The 17,161-nt window shown below is 71.2% G+C and carries 17 protein-coding genes and 1 pseudogene; 7 read left to right on the top strand and 11 right to left on the bottom strand.

Annotated elements, in window-relative coordinates:
- Window positions 1-39: 39 nt before the first annotated feature.
- On the top strand, window positions 40-852 hold the full coding sequence (locus ACTWPW_RS32560; RefSeq protein WP_443170852.1) for a lysophospholipase: 813 nt from the start codon (window positions 40-42) through the stop codon (window positions 850-852).
- 13 nt (window positions 853-865) lie between these two features.
- Here the strand turns inward: ACTWPW_RS32560 and ACTWPW_RS32555 are convergent, their stop codons facing one another.
- Together ACTWPW_RS32555 and ACTWPW_RS32550 are read right to left on the bottom strand one after the other, a co-directional pair.
- On the bottom strand, window positions 866-1,177 hold the full coding sequence (locus tag ACTWPW_RS32555) for a hypothetical protein (protein ID WP_375113123.1): 312 nt from the start codon (window positions 1,175-1,177) through the stop codon (window positions 866-868).
- A gap of 303 nt (window positions 1,178-1,480) precedes the next feature.
- Window positions 1,481-3,115: a CocE/NonD family hydrolase gene (locus tag ACTWPW_RS32550; RefSeq protein WP_443170851.1), complete on the bottom strand. Its 1,635-nt coding sequence runs from the start codon at window positions 3,113-3,115 to the stop codon at window positions 1,481-1,483.
- A gap of 146 nt (window positions 3,116-3,261) precedes the next feature.
- Between ACTWPW_RS32550 and ACTWPW_RS32545 the strand changes: the two genes are divergently transcribed.
- On the top strand, window positions 3,262-4,365 hold the full coding sequence (locus ACTWPW_RS32545; protein ID WP_443170850.1) for a maleylpyruvate isomerase N-terminal domain-containing protein: 1,104 nt from the start codon (window positions 3,262-3,264) through the stop codon (window positions 4,363-4,365).
- Between the two features lie 366 nt (window positions 4,366-4,731).
- Here the strand turns inward: ACTWPW_RS32545 and recQ are convergent, their stop codons facing one another.
- Together recQ and ACTWPW_RS32535 are read right to left on the bottom strand one after the other, a co-directional pair.
- Entirely contained in the window at window positions 4,732-6,552 is a 1,821-nt protein-coding gene (recQ, locus tag ACTWPW_RS32540; protein ID WP_443170849.1) for a DNA helicase RecQ, read from the bottom strand.
- Between the two features lie 207 nt (window positions 6,553-6,759).
- Entirely contained in the window at window positions 6,760-7,959 is a 1,200-nt protein-coding gene (locus ACTWPW_RS32535; protein ID WP_443170848.1) for an MFS transporter, read from the bottom strand.
- 69 nt (window positions 7,960-8,028) lie between these two features.
- On the opposite strand from ACTWPW_RS32535, the gene ACTWPW_RS32530 reads away from it, so the two are divergent.
- The 3 genes from ACTWPW_RS32530 to ACTWPW_RS32520 are packed head-to-tail and all read left to right on the top strand — an operon-like array spanning window position 8,029 to window position 10,021.
- The gene (locus tag ACTWPW_RS32530) at window positions 8,029-8,793 is read left to right on the top strand and encodes an SDR family NAD(P)-dependent oxidoreductase (RefSeq protein ID WP_375113128.1); all 765 of its coding nucleotides are present in this window, start codon (window positions 8,029-8,031) and stop codon (window positions 8,791-8,793) included.
- A 28-nt stretch (window positions 8,794-8,821) separates the two neighbouring features.
- Window positions 8,822-9,070: a type B 50S ribosomal protein L31 gene (locus ACTWPW_RS32525; protein ID WP_375113129.1), complete on the top strand. Its 249-nt coding sequence runs from the start codon at window positions 8,822-8,824 to the stop codon at window positions 9,068-9,070.
- Between the two features lie 3 nt (window positions 9,071-9,073).
- On the top strand, window positions 9,074-10,021 hold the full coding sequence (locus tag ACTWPW_RS32520; RefSeq protein ID WP_375113130.1) for a DUF1152 domain-containing protein: 948 nt from the start codon (window positions 9,074-9,076) through the stop codon (window positions 10,019-10,021).
- A gap of 8 nt (window positions 10,022-10,029) precedes the next feature.
- Here ACTWPW_RS32520 and ACTWPW_RS32515 read toward each other — a convergent pair whose 3' ends face one another.
- Window positions 10,030-10,722: a TetR-like C-terminal domain-containing protein gene (locus ACTWPW_RS32515; protein ID WP_443170847.1), complete on the bottom strand. Its 693-nt coding sequence runs from the start codon at window positions 10,720-10,722 to the stop codon at window positions 10,030-10,032.
- Between the two features lie 132 nt (window positions 10,723-10,854).
- Here ACTWPW_RS32515 and ACTWPW_RS32510 point away from each other — a divergent pair, with 132 nt between their 5' ends.
- Window positions 10,855-11,094: a DUF3040 domain-containing protein gene (locus ACTWPW_RS32510; RefSeq protein ID WP_375113132.1), complete on the top strand. Its 240-nt coding sequence runs from the start codon at window positions 10,855-10,857 to the stop codon at window positions 11,092-11,094.
- On the opposite strand, the gene ACTWPW_RS32505 is transcribed toward ACTWPW_RS32510, so the two are convergent.
- From ACTWPW_RS32505 to ACTWPW_RS32490, 4 genes are all read right to left on the bottom strand, one after another.
- Window positions 11,065-11,322, bottom strand: a complete 258-nt coding sequence (locus tag ACTWPW_RS32505) for a DUF6343 family protein (RefSeq protein ID WP_375113133.1) — start codon at window positions 11,320-11,322, stop codon at window positions 11,065-11,067. The genes ACTWPW_RS32510 and ACTWPW_RS32505 overlap by 30 nt on opposite strands.
- 13 nt (window positions 11,323-11,335) lie before the next feature.
- Complete coding sequence (locus ACTWPW_RS32500) at window positions 11,336-12,040, bottom strand: maleylpyruvate isomerase family mycothiol-dependent enzyme (protein ID WP_443170846.1); 705 nt, start codon at window positions 12,038-12,040, stop codon at window positions 11,336-11,338.
- Window positions 12,041-12,057: 17 nt separating this feature from the next.
- Window positions 12,058-12,762 carry a DUF4344 domain-containing metallopeptidase gene (locus ACTWPW_RS32495; RefSeq protein WP_443170845.1) on the bottom strand — a complete coding sequence of 235 codons (705 nt, stop codon included), beginning with the start codon at window positions 12,760-12,762 and terminating at the stop codon, window positions 12,058-12,060.
- Window positions 12,763-12,905: 143 nt separating this feature from the next.
- Window positions 12,906-13,598 (bottom strand): hypothetical protein, encoded by a 693-nt coding sequence (locus ACTWPW_RS32490; protein WP_443170844.1) that lies wholly within the window; start codon window positions 13,596-13,598, stop codon window positions 12,906-12,908.
- A gap of 236 nt (window positions 13,599-13,834) precedes the next feature.
- Between ACTWPW_RS32490 and ACTWPW_RS32485 the strand changes: the two genes are divergently transcribed.
- A complete protein-coding gene (locus ACTWPW_RS32485; RefSeq protein ID WP_443170843.1) occupies window positions 13,835-14,707 on the top strand; it encodes a sugar kinase in 873 nt (290 codons plus the stop codon).
- On the opposite strand, the gene ACTWPW_RS32480 is transcribed toward ACTWPW_RS32485, so the two are convergent.
- Window positions 14,704-15,831, bottom strand: a complete 1,128-nt coding sequence (locus tag ACTWPW_RS32480) for a hypothetical protein (RefSeq protein WP_443170887.1) — start codon at window positions 15,829-15,831, stop codon at window positions 14,704-14,706. The genes ACTWPW_RS32485 and ACTWPW_RS32480 overlap by 4 nt on opposite strands.
- Before the next feature lie 123 nt (window positions 15,832-15,954).
- Window positions 15,955-17,009: pseudogene (locus ACTWPW_RS32475) on the bottom strand (CARDB domain-containing protein); the annotation flags it as partial.
- Window positions 17,010-17,161 lie beyond the last annotated feature (152 nt).

The raw sequence follows: 17,161 nt of genomic DNA, 5'->3' as shown, positions 1-17,161 counted from the left end.
GCGGCGTACGCTCACCGCAATTTCGAGGCGGGAGCGAACATGGCGCGATCACGTGAGCACACCTTCACCGGCACCAGGGGCCTCAACAAGGTCCGCGAATGGCCCCATGACCAGCCCCGATACCTCGCCCTGCTGGTCCACGGCTACGGCGAGCACATCGGCCGCTACGAGTACGTGGCCGACCGGCTCGTCCGTCACGGCGCCGCCGTCCTCGGCCTCGACCACATGGGCCACGGCAGGTCGGAGGGCGACCGGGTGCTCGTCGAGGACTTCGAGGACGTGGTCACCGACGTGCACTCGGTCGAGGAACGCGCCAGGGCCGAGCACCCGGGCGTCCCGGTCGTGCTGATCGGCCACTCGATGGGCGGCATGATCGCGGCCCGCTACGCCCAGCGGTACGGCGCGGGCCTGACCGCCCTCGTCCTGTCCGGGCCGGTGATCGGCGAGTGGGCGGTCGTGCCCCAGCTGCTGGCGTACGAGGAGCCGCCGGACGTTCCCATCGACCCGGCGACGCTCTCCCGCGACCCGTCGGTGGGCACCGCGTACGCCGCCGACCCGATGGTGTGGCACGGGCCGTTCAAGCGCGCCACGCTGGAGGCGTTCGCGGCGATGCTGGCCACGATCGCCAAGGGCGGCACCTTCGGCGCGCTCCCCACGCTGTGGGTGCACGGGGAGGACGACCAGCTGGTGCCGCTCCCCGGCAGCCGCATCGGCGTGGCGGCCGTCAAGGGCACCGACCTGACGGAGCGGATCTACCCGGGGGCCCGGCACGAGGTCTTCAACGAGACGAACAAGGACGAGGTCCTGGACGACGTGACCGCCTTCATCGACCGCACCCTGCCCCGGGGATGACCTGGGGATGACTTCATTTCACCGACAACCAGACGTGCCCTGACCCCCGGGTGCGGGTGAGCTCGACCTTCCAGCAGCCGCGCTTCGGGAACACGAACCCGGTGCCCCACTCCTGCCCGGGCCGCCGCCAGTTCGACCCGCCGTGCTCCTTGGGTCCCCAGGCCGGCTTGGCGGCGGTCCCGTCCGCGAGCGTGGCCCGGACGCGCAGCGGCCCTTCACCGGTCATCCGCCACACGATCTTGACCTCCTCTCTCCGGGGGAGCGGCGGCGGCGCCCGCAGGAACAGCAATCCCCACAGCTCCGCGTCCCGAGCCTCCCCCTTCACCTCCGGAAACCCGCTCCCCCGGAGAACCTGCGTGCCGTTACAACCCGCACCGGTGACCACGGGCGCCGCCGTCGGCGTCACCGGCGCCGGAACGGATCCACCCGTCGGCACGGATCCACCCGTCGGCGCGGATCCACCCGTCGCAGCGGGTCCACCCGCCGGAACCGCGGCCCCGCACCCAGCGGCGAGCGCCATGACCACCACCGGCCCGAAAATCTTCAGACCGTCCGAAAACAACATCGTCGAGAACCTCCTCGCCCTCATTACCCGCATCCCGGGCAGGAGGTTCCAGACGTCAGGGGCCTACACCGGCGGCCGCCGCCCCTCGAACACGGGCAGGGTCAGCGACGTGGGGTGCTCCGTGTCGTGGAAGACCTCGAACCGGGTGGGCCGCGTCCGCACGGCCTGCCCCACCGGCTCGCCGGTCCCGTGGTTGCGCGCGTACCGGGGGAACGCCCCGCCCGCCACCTGCACCCGCAGCCGGTGCCCGCGCCGGAACCGGTACGCGGTCGGGTGCAGCTCGACCTCGGCCCTGACCACGCCCTCGCTCCCGGCGGGCAACCGCAGAATGCCGTCCGTGACGTTGCGCGAGACCCCGGCGGTGTCGACGTCGCACAGCCGTACGAACACGTCGCCGTGCCCGGTGTCGGTCCGCACGTGCACGGTGGCCGAGACGGGCCCGATCAGGTCGAGGGGGCGGGGGAGCGGCGTCCCGGTGTGGACGAGCACGTCGGGGCGGGCCTCGACGTCCCGGTTGTCGCGCTGCTTCGACTCGCGCATGTCGAGCAGCGCCCCGCCGCACGACCGCGTGGGATGGGCGGGATCGTACGTGAACGTGTCCGTGCCGCCCTCGTCCGGCGGGTCCCAGCCGAGCCCGCGATGCGCCAGCAGGTACAGCGGCGTGGGCACGGACTGCGGCGGCGGCCACTCGTCGAAGTCCAGCCACCGGTCGGCCCGCTGCAGGTAGAGCCGCACCGGTGCGCGCTGGAGCTGGGCGGTGTCGCCGAGCAGGTGCGCCGACAGCCACGACACCTCGTCCGACAGCAGCGCCCGCATCGCGCCCAGGTCGTGCCCCCAGGGGCCGATCACGATCCGGCTGCGCCGCCCGGCCTCCCGCAGCGCGGTGAAGTCACGGAGCTGGGCCGGCAGCAGCAGGTCCCACCAGCCCGTGACCATGCTGGTGGGCGTCGTCATCTTGACCGCGGCGGCGCTGTTGTCGGTCTCCACCCAGAAGGCGTCACCCGCCTCGGAGTGTGCCGCCGCCTCCCGCAGGAACGGCACCCGCGTACGGATGGCGGCCACGTCGGACGTGCCGATCGGGACGTGGGCCATGGCCCGGCGTACCCGGCTGTCGAACCGCGGATTCGGCAGCAGGCCGCCCAGCGGCGCCGTCTCCTGCGTACCGATGAGCGACGCCCAGGTCAGCAGGTTGTTCAGGGCGAACACCCCGCCGGGATAGAACGTGCTCCGGAACTCGCTGGCCGTCACCCCCAGGCACATGGCCTCCAGCGGCGGGTCGAGGTAGGGGCCGACCGCCCACTGCGTGTATCCCAGGTAGCTCGCCCCGGCCATCGCCAGCCGGCCGTCGCACCACGGCTGCTCCCGCAGCCAGGCGGCCGTGGCCAGGCCGTCCGCCTTCTCCTGGTGGAAGGCCGTGAACTCGCCGCCCGAGCCGAACGTACCCCTGGCGTTCTGCACGACGACCTGCATGCCGCGCCTGGCCAGCACGCGGGCGGTGCCCTTGGCGTCGAACTTGTGCTTGCCGTACGGGGTGCGCATCAACACCACCGGCATCGCCCCCGACCCGCGCGGCCGGTAGCGGTCGGCGAGCAGCACGACCCCGTCGGGCATCGGAACCCGCAGGTCACGGGCCACGTCGATGTCTGGGGTGGTGGCTTCGGGCAGGCCGAGGAATCGGTCGAACAGTCTGCTGAGCATGCCCATGGCAGATCCTTTCGCTCCGCCCTCAGCGTACGGCGCACCCACCGTACGAACGGGGACGGATGCCACCCCTTCGGAGAAAAGCCCTATACGAGGCGATGATTTTTCACCTGCCGGTGGGTCTCCATCCATGAGGAGGCGATATGAGCGAGCATGATCGGGCGCTGGCGGCGGGCGTGGCGCTGCTGGAGCGGGCCATCGACTACACACTCGGCAGCCTGCGCGTCGTGACCCCGGCCGCCCTCTGCCGCGCGACGCCCTGCACCGGCTGGAACCTCCAGCGCCTGCTGGCGCACATGGACGACTCCCTGCGCACCCTGCACGAAGCCGCCGCCGGTCACATCCCACCCACCCCCACCCACCCCCTTCGTGCCCGGACCGGCGACCCATCGGCGGATCCGTGGCAGGCCACACCGGGCGAGGCCGGCGGTCCCCCCGCGGGTGCGCGGCGCATCACCCCCGACCCGCCGGGCAGCCCGCCGATGGCCCCATGGCAAGCCGCCGCGGGCCCATGGCAGGGCATCGCGGGAGGACGACACGGCACTACGGGAGGACGACACGGCACTACGGGAGGACGACACGGCACTACGGGAGGACGACACGGCACTACGGGAGGACGACACGGCACTACGGGAGGACGGCAGGGCTTCACGGGCGGAGAGCCGGGCGCTGCGGGACCACGGCAGGGCTTCACGGGCGGAGAGCCGGGCGCTGCGGGACCACGGCAGGGCTTCACGGGCGGAGAGCCGGGCGCTGCGGGACCACGGCAGGGCTCCGTCGGCCGCCTCGGTGGTGCCGCGGCTTCCGGGGTGGGTGCGGGGCCGGGGCGGGCCGCGGGACGGCCGCCGCGTCCACCGGCGTGGGCGCAACCCTCCACCGCACGGGGCTGCAACCCGGCCCTCCTGGTCAGGGACGGCGCCACGGAGGTGCTCGGCCGGTGGACCGCCATGATCACCGACAATCTGGTCTTCATCGACGACCGCCACCTGACCGGCCCCATGGTCGCGGCGGTGGGCGCCATCGAGATCGCCGTACACGGCTGGGACGTGGCCAGGGCCTGCGGCGAGCACCGCCCGATCCCGCCGCTCCTGGCCGAGGAACTGCTCGACCTGGCCCACCTGTTCGTCACCCCCCACGACCGCCCCACCAGGTTCGCCCCACCGGTGCCGGTCGCCCCCCACGCACCCGCCCAGGACCACCTTCTCGCCTATCTCGGCCGCCACCCGGACTGGTATCTCGACAACTGAGGGTCCACCCACCCGTCATCCAGCGCCCACACGTCGTACGATCACTCTGTACGACCAAAGTCAGACCACCGATCCCGGCACGCCTCCCCAGCGAACCCACGACGCCCCAGCCGATACGGTGAGAAGATCGGTAACGGGAACCCGACCACAGCCGGGATGACCACGCAGACGACACCGTTCCAGGGGGGGACGGAACCCGTCCGGCCGGATCCGCGAGGCAGCGCGCCCGCCCACCGCGGACAGGCCGACCAACGTGGTGGCGACGACCGTTCTTCGTGCGGCCGTCGCCACCACCACGCCTTCAACGGCGCTCGAACCGGCTCCCGCTGCCCCGGTGACCAGCCGCAAGGGTCGGGTGCCCACGGTTCAGGGCGTTGCGATGTCCTGGTGGAGGGTTTCCAGCACCTGCTCCCCGTATTTCGCCAGCTTGTTCTCCCCCACCCCGTTGACCGTGCCCAGCTCGGCCAGCGTCGACGGCGCCCGGGTGGCGATCTCGCGCAGGGTCGCGTCGTGGAAGATGACGTAGGCGGGCACGCCCTGCTCCTTGGCGGTGGCCGCGCGCCACGCGCGCAGGCGCTCGAAGACCTCGGCGGCCTCCGCGGGCAGCTCCACCACGGCCTTGGCGGCGGAGGTGGCGGCGACCTTGGCGCGGGCCGGGCGCAGCGTGTCGCGGCGCAGCAGCACCTCCCGCTCCCCCCGCAGCACCGCCGCGCTCTCGTCGGTCAGCACCAGCGCCCCGTAGTCGGACTCCACCGCCAGCAGCCCCTGGGCCAGCAGCTGCCGCACGACCCCGTGCCACTCCGCGTTGCCCAGGTCGTCGCCCACCCCGAACACCTTCAGCGTCTCGTGCCCGTGCTGCAGCACCTTCGCGGTCTTCTTGCCGAGCAGGATGTCGACCACCTGCCCCACCCCGAACTTCTGCCGCCGCTCCCGCGCCAGCCGCAGCACCGTGGAGAGCACCTTCTGGGCGGGGACCGTGCCGTCCCACGACTCGGGAGCCGTATGGCAGGTGTCGCAGTTGCCGCACGGCTGCGAGCCCTTCTGCCCGAAGTAGTCGAGCAGCATCATCCGGCGGCAGCCCACGGCCTCGCACAGCGCCAGCATCGCGTCCAGGTGCAGCACCTGCCGCCGGCGGTGCGCGTCGTCGCCCTCCATGGCCATGCGCCGGTGCTGCACCACGTCGTTGAGCCCGTAGGCCATCCACGCGGTGGCGGGCAGCCCGTCGCGCCCCGCCCGCCCGGTCTCCTGGTAGTAGCCCTCCAGCGACTTGGGCAGGTCGAGATGGGCCACGAAGCGCACGTCAGGCTTGTCGATGCCCATGCCGAACGCGATCGTGGCCACCACGATCAGCCCGTCCTCCCGCAGGAAGCGGGACTGGTGCAGGGCGCGGGTGCGGGCGTCGAGCCCCGCGTGGTAGGGCACCGCCGCGATCCCGTTGTCCACCAGGAACTCCGCGATCTTCTCGACCGAGGAGCGCGACAGGCAGTAGACGATGCCGGAGTCGCCGGGGTGCTCGGTGCGCAGGAACTCCAGGAGCTGCCGCTTGGGCTCGCTCTTCGGCGCGATGCGGTAGTGGATGTTGGGCCGGTCGAAGCTGGCCACGAAGTGGCGGGCCTGCTCGAGGCCGAGCCTGGAGGAGATCTCGGTGTGCGTGGCGGGCGTGGCGGTGGCGGTGAGCGCGATGCGCGGCACCTCGGGCCACAGCTCGCGCAGCCGGGACAGCTCCAGGTAGTCGGGGCGGAAGTCGTGACCCCACTGCGCCACGCAGTGGGCCTCGTCGATCGCGAACACCGAGATCTCGCCCTTGGCCAGCAGCCGCAGCGTGGCGTCGACGCGCAGCCGCTCGGGGGCGAGGTAGAGCAGGTCGAGCTCGCCGGCCAGGAACTCCGACTCCACGAGCTGCCGCTCGTCGAAGTCCTGCGTCGAGTTGAGGAACCCCGCCCGCACGCCGAGCGCCCGCAGCGCGTCGACCTGGTCCTGCATCAGCGCGATCAGGGGCGAGATGACCACCCCCACGCCGCGGCGCACCAGGGCGGGGATCTGGTAGCACAGCGACTTGCCGCCGCCGGTGGGCATCAGCACGAGCGCGTCACCACCGGCCACGACGTGATCGATGATCTCCTGCTGGCCCTCCCGGAACGAGTCGTAGCCGAACACGCGGTGCAGGACGTCGGTGGGGGTATCCATGCGGCTACCTTACGTGTTCGCGGGTGAACGGATCGTCAGTTCCGCCGATGGCGGATCGGGCCGGGGCGGGCAGCGGCGGGCAGCGCCGTGCTCGTCCCGAAGGCCGCCCCGAAAGGCCGGTACGCCTACGGTACTAAGGCCGGGCGACTGTTCGTACGGCCAAGGCCGCGCGGCTGTCCATGCAACGCGGGGTCACTCCCCGCACGGTCAAGCAGCGGCCTCCGACGTGCCGCGGGCGCCGCGTTCGTAGGCCACCAGTGACAGCGCGCCGAGCACGCACGCCCCCGCCACCGCCCCCATCACCGCCGGATACCCGGCGACCTGCGCGATCCCGGCGGCCAGCAGCGGCGCCACGGCCTTGGCCACGGTGATCGGCAGCGCGAGCGCCCCGCTCAGCGACGCGTACGCGGCCGTGCCGTACCGGTCGGCCAGCAGCGCGGGACGCGCGATCGTGGCCACCCCGAACCCCAGCCCGAACAGCACCACCGCCACGACCGCCCCCACCCCGCCCCGCCCGACCAGCGGCAGGAGCACGGCCGCCAGGCCCTGCAGCACGAACATGACCGCCGTGATCAGCGCCACCGGCCACCGCGCCTGCAACCCGGTGGTGACCAGCCGCCCGGTCACGGACAGCACGCCGAGCAGCCCGGCCACGCCGGCGGCGAACACCGGCGAATGCCCGAGCGTGATCAGGTACGTCACCAGCAGCACCCCCATGACCGCCACCGCGCCGGTCTGGGTCAGGAAGGCCGCGGCCAGCAGCCAGAACGGCCGCCCCCGCACCGCCGCCCGGACGATCTCCCGCCGGCCGGCCTGGGGCGGCGCCCGCCGGCTCCGCACGGCCAGCCCGTGCAGCGGCACGGCGGTCAGCGCGTAGCCGACGGCCAGGACGACCAGCGCCTGCCGCCACCCGTACAGCTCCACGAGTAACCCGGTCAGCGGCAGGAAGATGCTGGAGGCGAACCCCGCCACCACCGTCACCGCCAGCAGCGCCCGCGCCCGCCGGCGCGCGTCGAACCAGGCCACGATCACCGCGAACGCCGCCTCGTACAGCACCATGGCCGACGCCATGCCCAGCACCCCGCACACGAGGTAGAGCTGCACCACCGACCGCACCTGCGACCAGGCCAGCACCGCCAGCGCGCCCAGCGCGGAGCCCACGGTCATCAGCCCGCGCCCGCCGTGCCGGTCCAGCCAGCGCCCGATGAGCGGCGCCACGAGGCCGGACACCAGCACGGCCAGCGTGATCGCCCCGGTCAGCTGGGCGACCCCGGCGTCCAGGTCGCGCGACATCGGCGGGATGAACACGGAGAACGCGTAGTAGAGGATGCCGTATCCGGCGGTCTGGGTGATCGCGAGTGCGCCGATCATGCGCGCGGGGGACTTCAGTTCGGCGCCGGCGATCACGCCTGTTTCTTTCCCGTTCACCTCCCGGAAATACGGTGATATAGGTCACTGGGGACATAGCGTCGGGACATGACTCTTTCCTATGTGGTGACCGGCGGCGGGCGTGGCATCGGAAGAGCCGTGGTGGAGCGGCTCCTCCTCGGTGAGAAGGACACCGTGGTGGCCGTCGAGCGCGACCCCGGCGCCCTGGACTGGGCCGGCCCCCGGGTCATCCCCCTGATCGGCGACGCGGCCGACGAGGAGGTCGCCGCGTGGGCCGCCGACCTGGCCCAGGAGGCGGGCACGCTGGCGGGCTGGGTGAACAATGCCGCCGTGTTCCGGGACGCCTCCGTGCACTCGTCGCCGATCGCCGAGGTCAGGGCGCTGATCGCGGCCAACCTGGACCTCGCCGTGGTCGGCTGCGCCACGGCCGTACGCCACTTCCTGGCGTCCGGCACGCCCGGCGCCATCGTGAACGTCACCTCCCACCAGGCCACCAGGGCGGTGCCCGGCAGCCTGCCCTACTCGACGGCCAAGGCCGCCACGGAGGGGCTGACGAGGGCGCTGGCCGTGGAGTACGGCAGGTACGGCATCCGGGTCAACGCCGTGGCCCCCGGCTCGGTGGCGACGGAACGGTACGAGGAGTTCCTGGCCGGGCAGGCCCCGGAGGACGCGGCGGCGGTGGTGGCGGAGCTGGCCAGGCTGCACCCCCTGGGCCGCGTCGCCGCCCCGTCCGAGGTGGCCTCCGTCGTGGCGCACCTTCTCTCCCCGGACGCGGCCTTCGTCAACGGCGCCACGATCCCGGTGGACGGCGGTCGTACGGTGCTCGGTCTGGATCCCGAATCCAGGGAATGAAAACCGTTGTCTCCTGGTTGCAAGGGCCATGAGAAAGAACCTGCACCCCGACTACCGTCCGGTCGTCTTCCGCGACCCGAGCGTCGGCTTCGCCTTCCTCACCCGCTCGACCCTGACCAGCGACAGGACCGTCGAGTGGGAGGACGGCAGGACCTACCCGGTCGTCGACGTGGACGTGTCGTCCGCCAGCCACCCCTTCTACACGGGCCGTGGCCGCGTCCTCGACACCGCCGGCCGTGTCGAGCGCTTCAAGCAGCGATACGGTGGCAAGATCTGATGCATGTTCGATTCGCCCCTGTCCGCCCGGCTTGATCGTTCGAGCCGCATCCTCGTCGCCGGCGCGGGCGGGGGATCGGACGTGTACGCCGGGTTACCCCTTGCCCTGACCCTCCGGGAAGCAGGCAAGGAGGTGCACCTGGCGAACTTGTCGTTCAGCCACCTCGACGCCCTCGACCTCGACGTCTGGCTGCACGAGGACGTCGCCGAGATCCACCCCGACACGCCCTCCCGCGACTGGTACTTCCCCGAGGGCTGCCTGTCGCGCTGGCTGGCGGCGCACGGCCAGCCGTCCACCGTGTACGCCTTCCCCAAGGTCGGCGTGCGACCGCTGCGCGCGGCGTACGCCAAGCTCGCCGAGCACCTCGGCCTCGACGCGATCGTCCTGGTGGACGGCGGCACCGACATCCTGATGCGCGGCGACGAGGCCGGGCTCGGCACCCCGGCCGACGACATGACGAGCCTGGCCGCCGTGCACGCCCTCGACGTCCCCGAGAAGATCGTGGCCTGCCTGGGCTTCGGCGTGGACGCCTATCACGGCGTCAACCACGTACAGGTGCTGGAGAACCTGGCCGCCCTGGAGCGCGACGGCGCCTACCTGGGCGCGTTCTCGGTCTCCAGGGCCACGAAGGCGGGCGCCCTCTACCTCGACGCGGTCGCGCACGCGCAGGCGGAGCTGCCCGCCTACCCGAGCATCGTCAACGGCTCGATCGCCGCGGCCGTGCGCGGCGAGTTCGGGGACGTGCGCTTCACCGACAGGACGCGCGGCAGCGAGCTGTTCGTCAACCCGCTCATGGCCCTCTATTTCGCCGTGGACCTCGACGCGCTGGCCAGGCGCTCGCTCTATCTCGACCGCCTGGCGGACACCGTGCTGATGCGGCAGGTGGTCTCCGTCATCGAGGCGTTCCGTGACGAGATCACGCCACGCCCGCCCAAGGCGTTTCCGCACTAGAGACCGGGCTAGAGGCCCATGGTGTCGGCCAGCGAGTCCATCTCGGCCGTCAGCAGCGTGGCGGCGCGGTGTCCCATCCCGGTGAACTGCCCCTGGACCTCCAGGCTCAGGATGCCCTGGAGGCGGGTCCACACCATGACGGTCCCGGTCAGCGCCGTGCCTGGATCGCCGTCCGGCGCGTACGCGCGCACCCATTCGGCCACGTCGGGCGTCTCCTCCACCCAGCGGAGCAGCTCCTCCCGCAGCGGCGCGGCGGCCGGCCCGCACCGCCCCCGACCGAACACCGGCAGGAACGGCCCCAGCACCTCCCTGGCCTGCCGGACGCTCTCCGGCGGCGCCCGGTATCCGGGCGACGGTGTCCCGGCCAGCAGGTGGAACAGGTGCGGGTGGGCCACGACCCAGGAGAAGAACGCCCGCGCCAGAGCGTGCAGGCGCTCGCGCGGCTCGCCCCCTGAGCCCTCCGCCGGGACCTCCGCGCGGACGGCCGCCGCCACCTCACCGAACCCGTCGAGGATCAGCTCGGTGAGCAGGCTGTCGCGGCTCTCGAAATACTTGTAGATGGCCGGTCCGGTCATCCCCAGGTGCCTGGCCACCGCGTTCAGGCTGAGGGCCGCTGCCCCGCCGGCGCCGATCTGAGCGAGCGCGGCCTGCTTGATCTCGCTCCGGACCTGCTCGCGGTAGCGCTGTCGCGGTGTGGACATCCCTTCATTATCCTGAGTTCCGATCCCAGCACACGGTGTCATCACGTGACGGTCGCCTTCGTCAACGGCCGGGCATGCCCCGGCTACCGGTGGGTAAAAGGTGGGCACCGGCGTGGGAGCGATGGTGGTGCGATGGGTCTCTCCGGAAGGGAACGCCGCATTCTCGCCGAGATCGAGCGCGCCCTCGAGCGGGAGGACCCCGAGCTGGCCAGGCGGGTCGCGGCGATCAACCGGATCGAGTCGGGTGGAGACGCCTTCCCTCAGGGCCACGGCGACCGGCTGCGCATGTGGGCCCTGGCCCACGTGTGGGCGATCTTCTGGCTGGGCGCGGTGGTGATCCTGCTACTGCTGGTGGCGGTCCTCACCACGTGAGCGCCGGTGCCGCAGCACCAGCAGGTCGATGGCGGCGATGACGGCCACGGCGGCGGCGATGGCGGCCTCCCAGCGCCACACCTCCTCGCCCGTGTTCATGGCCTGCACGGCGAAGAAGACCGCCGCTATGACACCGAGCACCAGGGCGACGAGGGACAGGACGCGGCGGGCGCGCAACGGGCTGCGCGCGGTCAGCGGCTCGGTGCCCTCGCGGTTACGCAGCCACATGACGGTTCCCCTCTCAGGCGAGGCACCTCAGGGTCGAGACGACGCGCGGATCGACCTCGTGGGAGGCGGGCAGGCGGCCCACCGTGGCCTCGACGAACTCCGGATACGACAGGGCGGCGGTGACCCCGTCCACGGCCGTCCACATCTCGTCGGCCGTCTGCTCCACCTGCACCTTGGCGTCCTGCTCGGCCAGCACGAACCGGCCCACCGCCACCCGCCACAACGTCCTGTCGTCGATCTCGTGGTCGGAGACGGGCGCGCCGACGTCGTCGGCGTGGGTGGCGTACTCGGAGTCGTAGTGGAATGTCTGCAGGCCCACCGGGTAGGGGCCGGCCATCGTGTCCAGCAGGGCGTCGCGGCCGAGTGCCCGCATGCGCTCGCGCGTCTCGCCGTTCTTGGTCCGCCACTCCGCCAGGACGTCCTCGACGGGCAGGTCGCGGCGCTCGCGTACGCACCACTCGTTGAAGTCGTTGAACCCGGTCACGCCCACGTCGGCGACCTGGGCCATCAGGTCATGGACGGTCCCGTCGAGGCAGGCGTGGTTGTACAGCTCCTCGCCCGCCAGGTGCGCCAGCACGTCGCGCACCGACCAGCCCTCGCACCGGGACGGCCGCCGCCAACCGGCCTCGTCGAGACCCGAGAAGTACCGGTCGAGCCGGGCGGCCTCGGCGTCGAAGATGTCGAACGGGTTGAAGTCTTTGAGCAGGTCCTCGGCCATACTTCGGACGCTACCCCTCACGTGCCGACTTTCACGACCTTGTCCCCGATGGTGGACTTGACCCTGCCGTACTCGGCGGCGCAGGCAGGTGCGCGCTCGGCCGGAACCCAGCCGCCCTTGGCGATGCGGGCGTGCTCGGCCGGGTCGGAGCCGTAGAGCAGGCAGGCGAACGTGGCGGACTCCTCCAGGCCGGACAGGTGGTCGATGCCGGCGTGGCCGGCGAGCAGGTGGCGGGCCTCGGCGGCGGCCGCCGCGCGCTTGGGCCGGTCGGCCGCGAGCGTCAGCGCCGCGAACTGGTCGGCCTGCGCGTCGCTGTCCTGCATGCCGTTGAGCGTGGTCAGGGCGTGGCCGAGCTGGTGGTGGAAGAGCACGGACAGCGCGCCGTCCAGGCGGGCCCGCGCGGCGTCCGGGCTGGTCTCCTCGGTCTGGGAGATGCCCTTGATCGTGCCGCGTACCTTGTCGACCAGCGAGTAGCAGAGGGTGATCTCGCGTCGCTCGTGGTCCCAGGTGGCCGTGGGGGAGTCGCAGTCGCGGGCGACGACCTTGACCGGCTCGGGCAGCCGGATCCCGGTCCGCAGCGCGCCGCTGTCCTTCAGCACCTGCCTGGCCTGCTCGGCGCGCGACGAGTCGGGGCGTTCGTAGCGTACGGACAGTTCCGGCGCGGGCGCCGCCCCCAGTGTGCTCGTCATGCTCAGGACGAGGGCGATCACGGGGTGCGGCATACCGGGGGCTCCTTCGGGGGTCGATCAGCGCAATGGGACTGTCCATGCGGCGATCGAGTGATCGATAAACCTCCGAGAGGTAAAAGATTCCGGAAAACCGGAGGCCCGGTCCCCAAAGGGAGACCGGGCCTCAGGCGAATGGATCAACGACGCCACCAGGAGCCGTAGACCCGCACGTAGTCCGTGCGGCTCTTGGCGCCCTCGAGCTCGTCGTCACCGGCGTACACGGCCCTGAAGGTGCCGCTCTTGTAGGCGCGGGTCTTGGCGTAGAACTTGCCGCCGCGGTCGGTCCAGTCGGAGGCGACCCACTTCCAGGCGCTCGAGCCGTTCGCACGGTAGTAGATGCTCACGCGCTCGCCGCGGACACCCTCCCAACCGTGGTCATCGACCAGGAGACGGCCGGAGAAGTAGATCGACTTGCCCTTGCGGACCTTGTAGGGGTCGGCGCTGAAGCGGGAGATCCGCGTGTCGGCCTTGCCCTTGACGATCTCGACCGAGAAGAACGCCTCGTCCTTCGCGATCTCCTTGCCGCCCTTGTCGAAGGCGACGGCGGTGGCCCGCCACTTGCCGGCGGGGTCGTTCTCGTTGAACCCGATGGCCCAACGCCAGCCCTCGAGGTCCTTGGCGTCCTTGCCGCGCATCGTGCGGAAGTTCGCGTCCGCGGGCGCGACGCTGAGCTCGACCTTCTCGACGTCGGAGCTGGCCCCGACATCGAAGTACGCGGTCGTCTCGGCACCGGCCTTGACCACCACGGGGTTCGGGCTGATGTCACGGATCTTGAGCTGGGTGTCCGTCTTGGTGGCGGCCGTGGCGGCTCCCGCGCCAGACACCAGCATGGCCCCGCCCACAAGGGCGGAAAGGATACCTACTGCGATCTTTTTCATGAGGGTGCTGATTCCTCTCCCCGTATTGACTCAGAGCCGGCCCGGGGTGCCGGCTCCCTCTACTACTTTGAGCCACCAGATGGGGAAAAGGTTCGCTAAAGTTACAGAAAATATTTGATCACGGCTTTAACCAGGGCTTATGCAAAAAAATCACTTTTGCGGTGACTTGACCTACTACAGTCTGCCTCATGACGGACGTGTACACGCTGGGCGAGCCGCTGGGGGTGGTCTCCAGCGGCCGTGTTCGCCATGAGACCGAGGCCAGGCTGGACGTCTGCGGGCCGGAGTTCACGCTCGCCATCGGCCTGGCCCGGCTCGGGCACCGGTGTGCGTACCTGGGCAAGGTGGGCGACGACGAGCTGGGCGCCCGGGCGCTGACCGTGCTCAGGGGCGAGGGCGTGGACGTCGAGGACGTGCGCGTGGCCGGTGGCGTGCGTACGGGACTGGTCCTGCGGGAGTCCCGCGTCGCCCGCGAGCCCAAGGTGACGCACTACCGCGCCGGCTCGGCGGGCTCGCTGCTGGCGCCGGGCAACGTACCGATCGACCGGATCGCCGCCGCGAAGATGCTGCACGTGAGCGGCGTCACGGCGGGCCTGGGCAGGGACGCGCAGGACGCCGTGCTCGCCGCCGTGAGCGCGGCCAAGAACGCCGAGGTGATGATCTCCTTCTCCGTCGAGTACGTCCCCGAGCTGTGGCCGTCCGTGCGCGAGGCCGAGGAGGTGCTCAGCGAGCTGGCCTGCGACTCGCACCTGCTCTTCCTCCGCCAGGACGAGCTCGACCTGGTCAAACCGGCTCTCACGCCGGAGCGGGAGGTCGTGGTGGACCGCGGCGCGAAGGGCGCCAGCGTGCGGGCCGACCGGATGCGGTACGACGTGCAGGGCTGGCAGGTACCCGTGGTGGACCCGGCAGGGTCGGGGGAGGCGTTCGCGGCCGGTTACATCAGCGCTGCGCTCGACGGCCTCATCCCCCAGGAGCGCCTGCACCGCGGGGCGCTGTTGAGCGCCGCCGCGGTGACCAGCGTGAGCGACTGGCAGGGGTTGCCCACCAGGGACGAGGTCTAGTTCACGGTCAGGGTGAAGGTCGAGGTCGTGTTCTTGATGTTCTGATGGTTGTTGCTGAACCTGACGTTGTTGATCGTGGCCGACCCGACCGCCGGGCCCTGGCCGGGCTCGGGCATCTCGTTCACCCAGATGCCGAACCCGGACTTGGCGTCGAAGGCGTCACCGCTCTTCTGCGCCCCGCTGATCGACACGTTCGTGAGGATCGTGTCCTTGACCGGGTTCAGCGGGGTCGAGGGGCTGGAGTAGCCGGTCTGGAACATGATCCCGCTGTACGTCGGGTCCACGATGTCCAGGTTGCTGACGCGGATGCCCTGGAACACCTTGGAGGAGGAGAACAGCCACATCGCCGGGAACGTCTGCTGGCCCCAGAAGTGGCCGCCGGCCCTGACCAGCGAGATGTTGTCGAACGTGGTGGGCGGGCTGGCGCCGAAGCCGTGCATCGGGATCCCGAAGTCCAGCGAGCTGATCGTGACGCCCGAGTACACCAGCGTGTCGGCCACGTAGATGTTCCGGAAGGTGTTGTCGTAGCCGCCGTACACCGCCAGGCCCGCCGCCCGCCACGTCAGCAGCGAGGTCAGGTTCTCGTAGACGTTGCCGAACTGCTCGCCCGAGTTGTTGTCGATGGCCGAGAACAGCGCGAAGCTGTCGTCGCCCGTGGACCTGGTCTCGATGTTGGTGACGTGGTTGCCGGTGCTGCCGTTGGTCATGTTCAGGCCGTCGGCGAACACGTTCCTGATCCGCGAGTTCTTGATCGTCAGGTTGTCCGTGTTCGTGCCCCACAACATACATATCTGGTGCTCGACCCAGATGTTGTCGATCGTCATGTTCGCCACGTTCGTGAAGTCGAACACCTTGCCCGGCCCGTCGATGCGCTCGACGTAGTTGCCGAAGTAGGCGAAGTTCGCGAACGTCGAGCCGTTGGCCGTCGCGTCCGCCCGGAAGCCGACGTCGGTGTTCTGCTGGCCGGCGGGCGCGTGGAACCGGGTGAACCAGGGGCCGGCGCCGACGACCCTGATCGCCTTGCCGTACACCTGGAACTTGCTGGAGGTCTGGTAGTCGCCCGGCGGCAGGTAGACGCCGGTCAGGTTGGCGTCCATGCGGGCCTTGTCCAGCGCGTTCTGCACGTCCTGGTGCGAGAATCCGGCCGGTACGGCGTACTTCGCCGGGTCCGGGTTCCCGAGCTGCGCGACCTGCTCGAAGTCGACGAAGTCGATGGCGTAGTTGTGGGCGTTGGCCGCGTCCTTCTGCAGCCTGATCCTGCTGCCCTCCGGGAGGTCCTGCCGAGCAGCAGGTTCGCCTCGTCGTAGATGTGCCTGGGCGGGCCGGAGCCGGGGTTGTTGTTCGGGCTCGCCTCGGGGCCGTACAGCCAGGCGTAGCGGGAGGTCAGGTTGATGGTCTTGAGGAAGGTGCCGTCGACGTAGACGTTCAGGGTGGAGTCGATCCCGCCGCCGCCCGGCGCGTCCGGCATCGAGAAGCGGGTGACCAGGGTGTTCGTCGGGGCCCTGGTGGTGAACTCGACGTAGGCGCCGGTCTGGTTCAGCGTCACCGCGCGCCGCCCGGACGCCTCGCCGGCGACCGTGCCGATCTCCCTGCTGGGGCCGACGCGGGTCGCGCCGCCGCCGACCGCGGCGTCCTCGGCCTCGTACGTGTCGTACGGCATGTTCGCGCCGCGCCCGACGAACAGCGGCAGCGTGCTGGTGTTGTTGGCGCGCTTGACCGGCAGCTCGTTGGCGTCGTCGGCGAGCACGGTCCGGACCGTGTACCTGCCGTTGGCCGCCGTCCACGTGCCCAGGCTCACCGGGCCGGTCGTGGCGCCGGGGGCGATGGCGCCGCTGGTGGAGCCGGTGAGCGTCCTGACGACGGTGCCGGCGTCGTTGAGGACGGTGAGCGTGATGCCGTGCGCGCCGCCGCCGGACGCCACGGTGCCCTGGTTCCTGATCGCGACCGAGAACGTCACCGTGCTGCCCGCGGCCGGGTTGCCCGGCGTCCAGGCGACGGGGGAGGCGATCAGGTCGGCCGTGTCGACCGGCCGCACGGTGAGCGTGCCGGTGGCGGTGTTGTTGGCCTCGTTCTGCTCGACGACCTTGCCGTCCTCGTCCACCTTGGCCGAGAGCTGGTACGTCCCCGCGTCCCTGGCGCCGATGTTCGCCGAGACGGTGGTGGAGGCGCCGGCGGCCAGGGCGCCCACGGCGGCGGTGCCGACCTTGGTGGTGCCGGCGTAGAAGGTGACCGAGGTCGCGGCGGAGCCCGCCGTCCCCGCGTTCCGGACCGTGGCCGACAGCGTGATCGCGTCGGTCTCCACCGGACTGGCCGGGGCGGAGGTCAGGTTCGTGACGGTGAGGTCGGGGTTGGCGGCCGGGGTGCCGAAGATCTGGAACTCGGCGATCTGGCCGCCGGGGGCGCCGGAGTTGGCGGTGATCTGCAGCCGGAGGTCGGCGGCCTTGGCGGTCACCG

It is taken from the genome of Nonomuraea sp. KM90 (assembly GCF_052246675.1).
Taxonomy (GTDB): Bacteria; Actinomycetota; Actinomycetes; order Streptosporangiales; family Streptosporangiaceae; genus Nonomuraea.
Note: the sequence above shows the minus strand (reverse complement) of the source record. Positions and strands in the feature narration are given on the sequence as shown.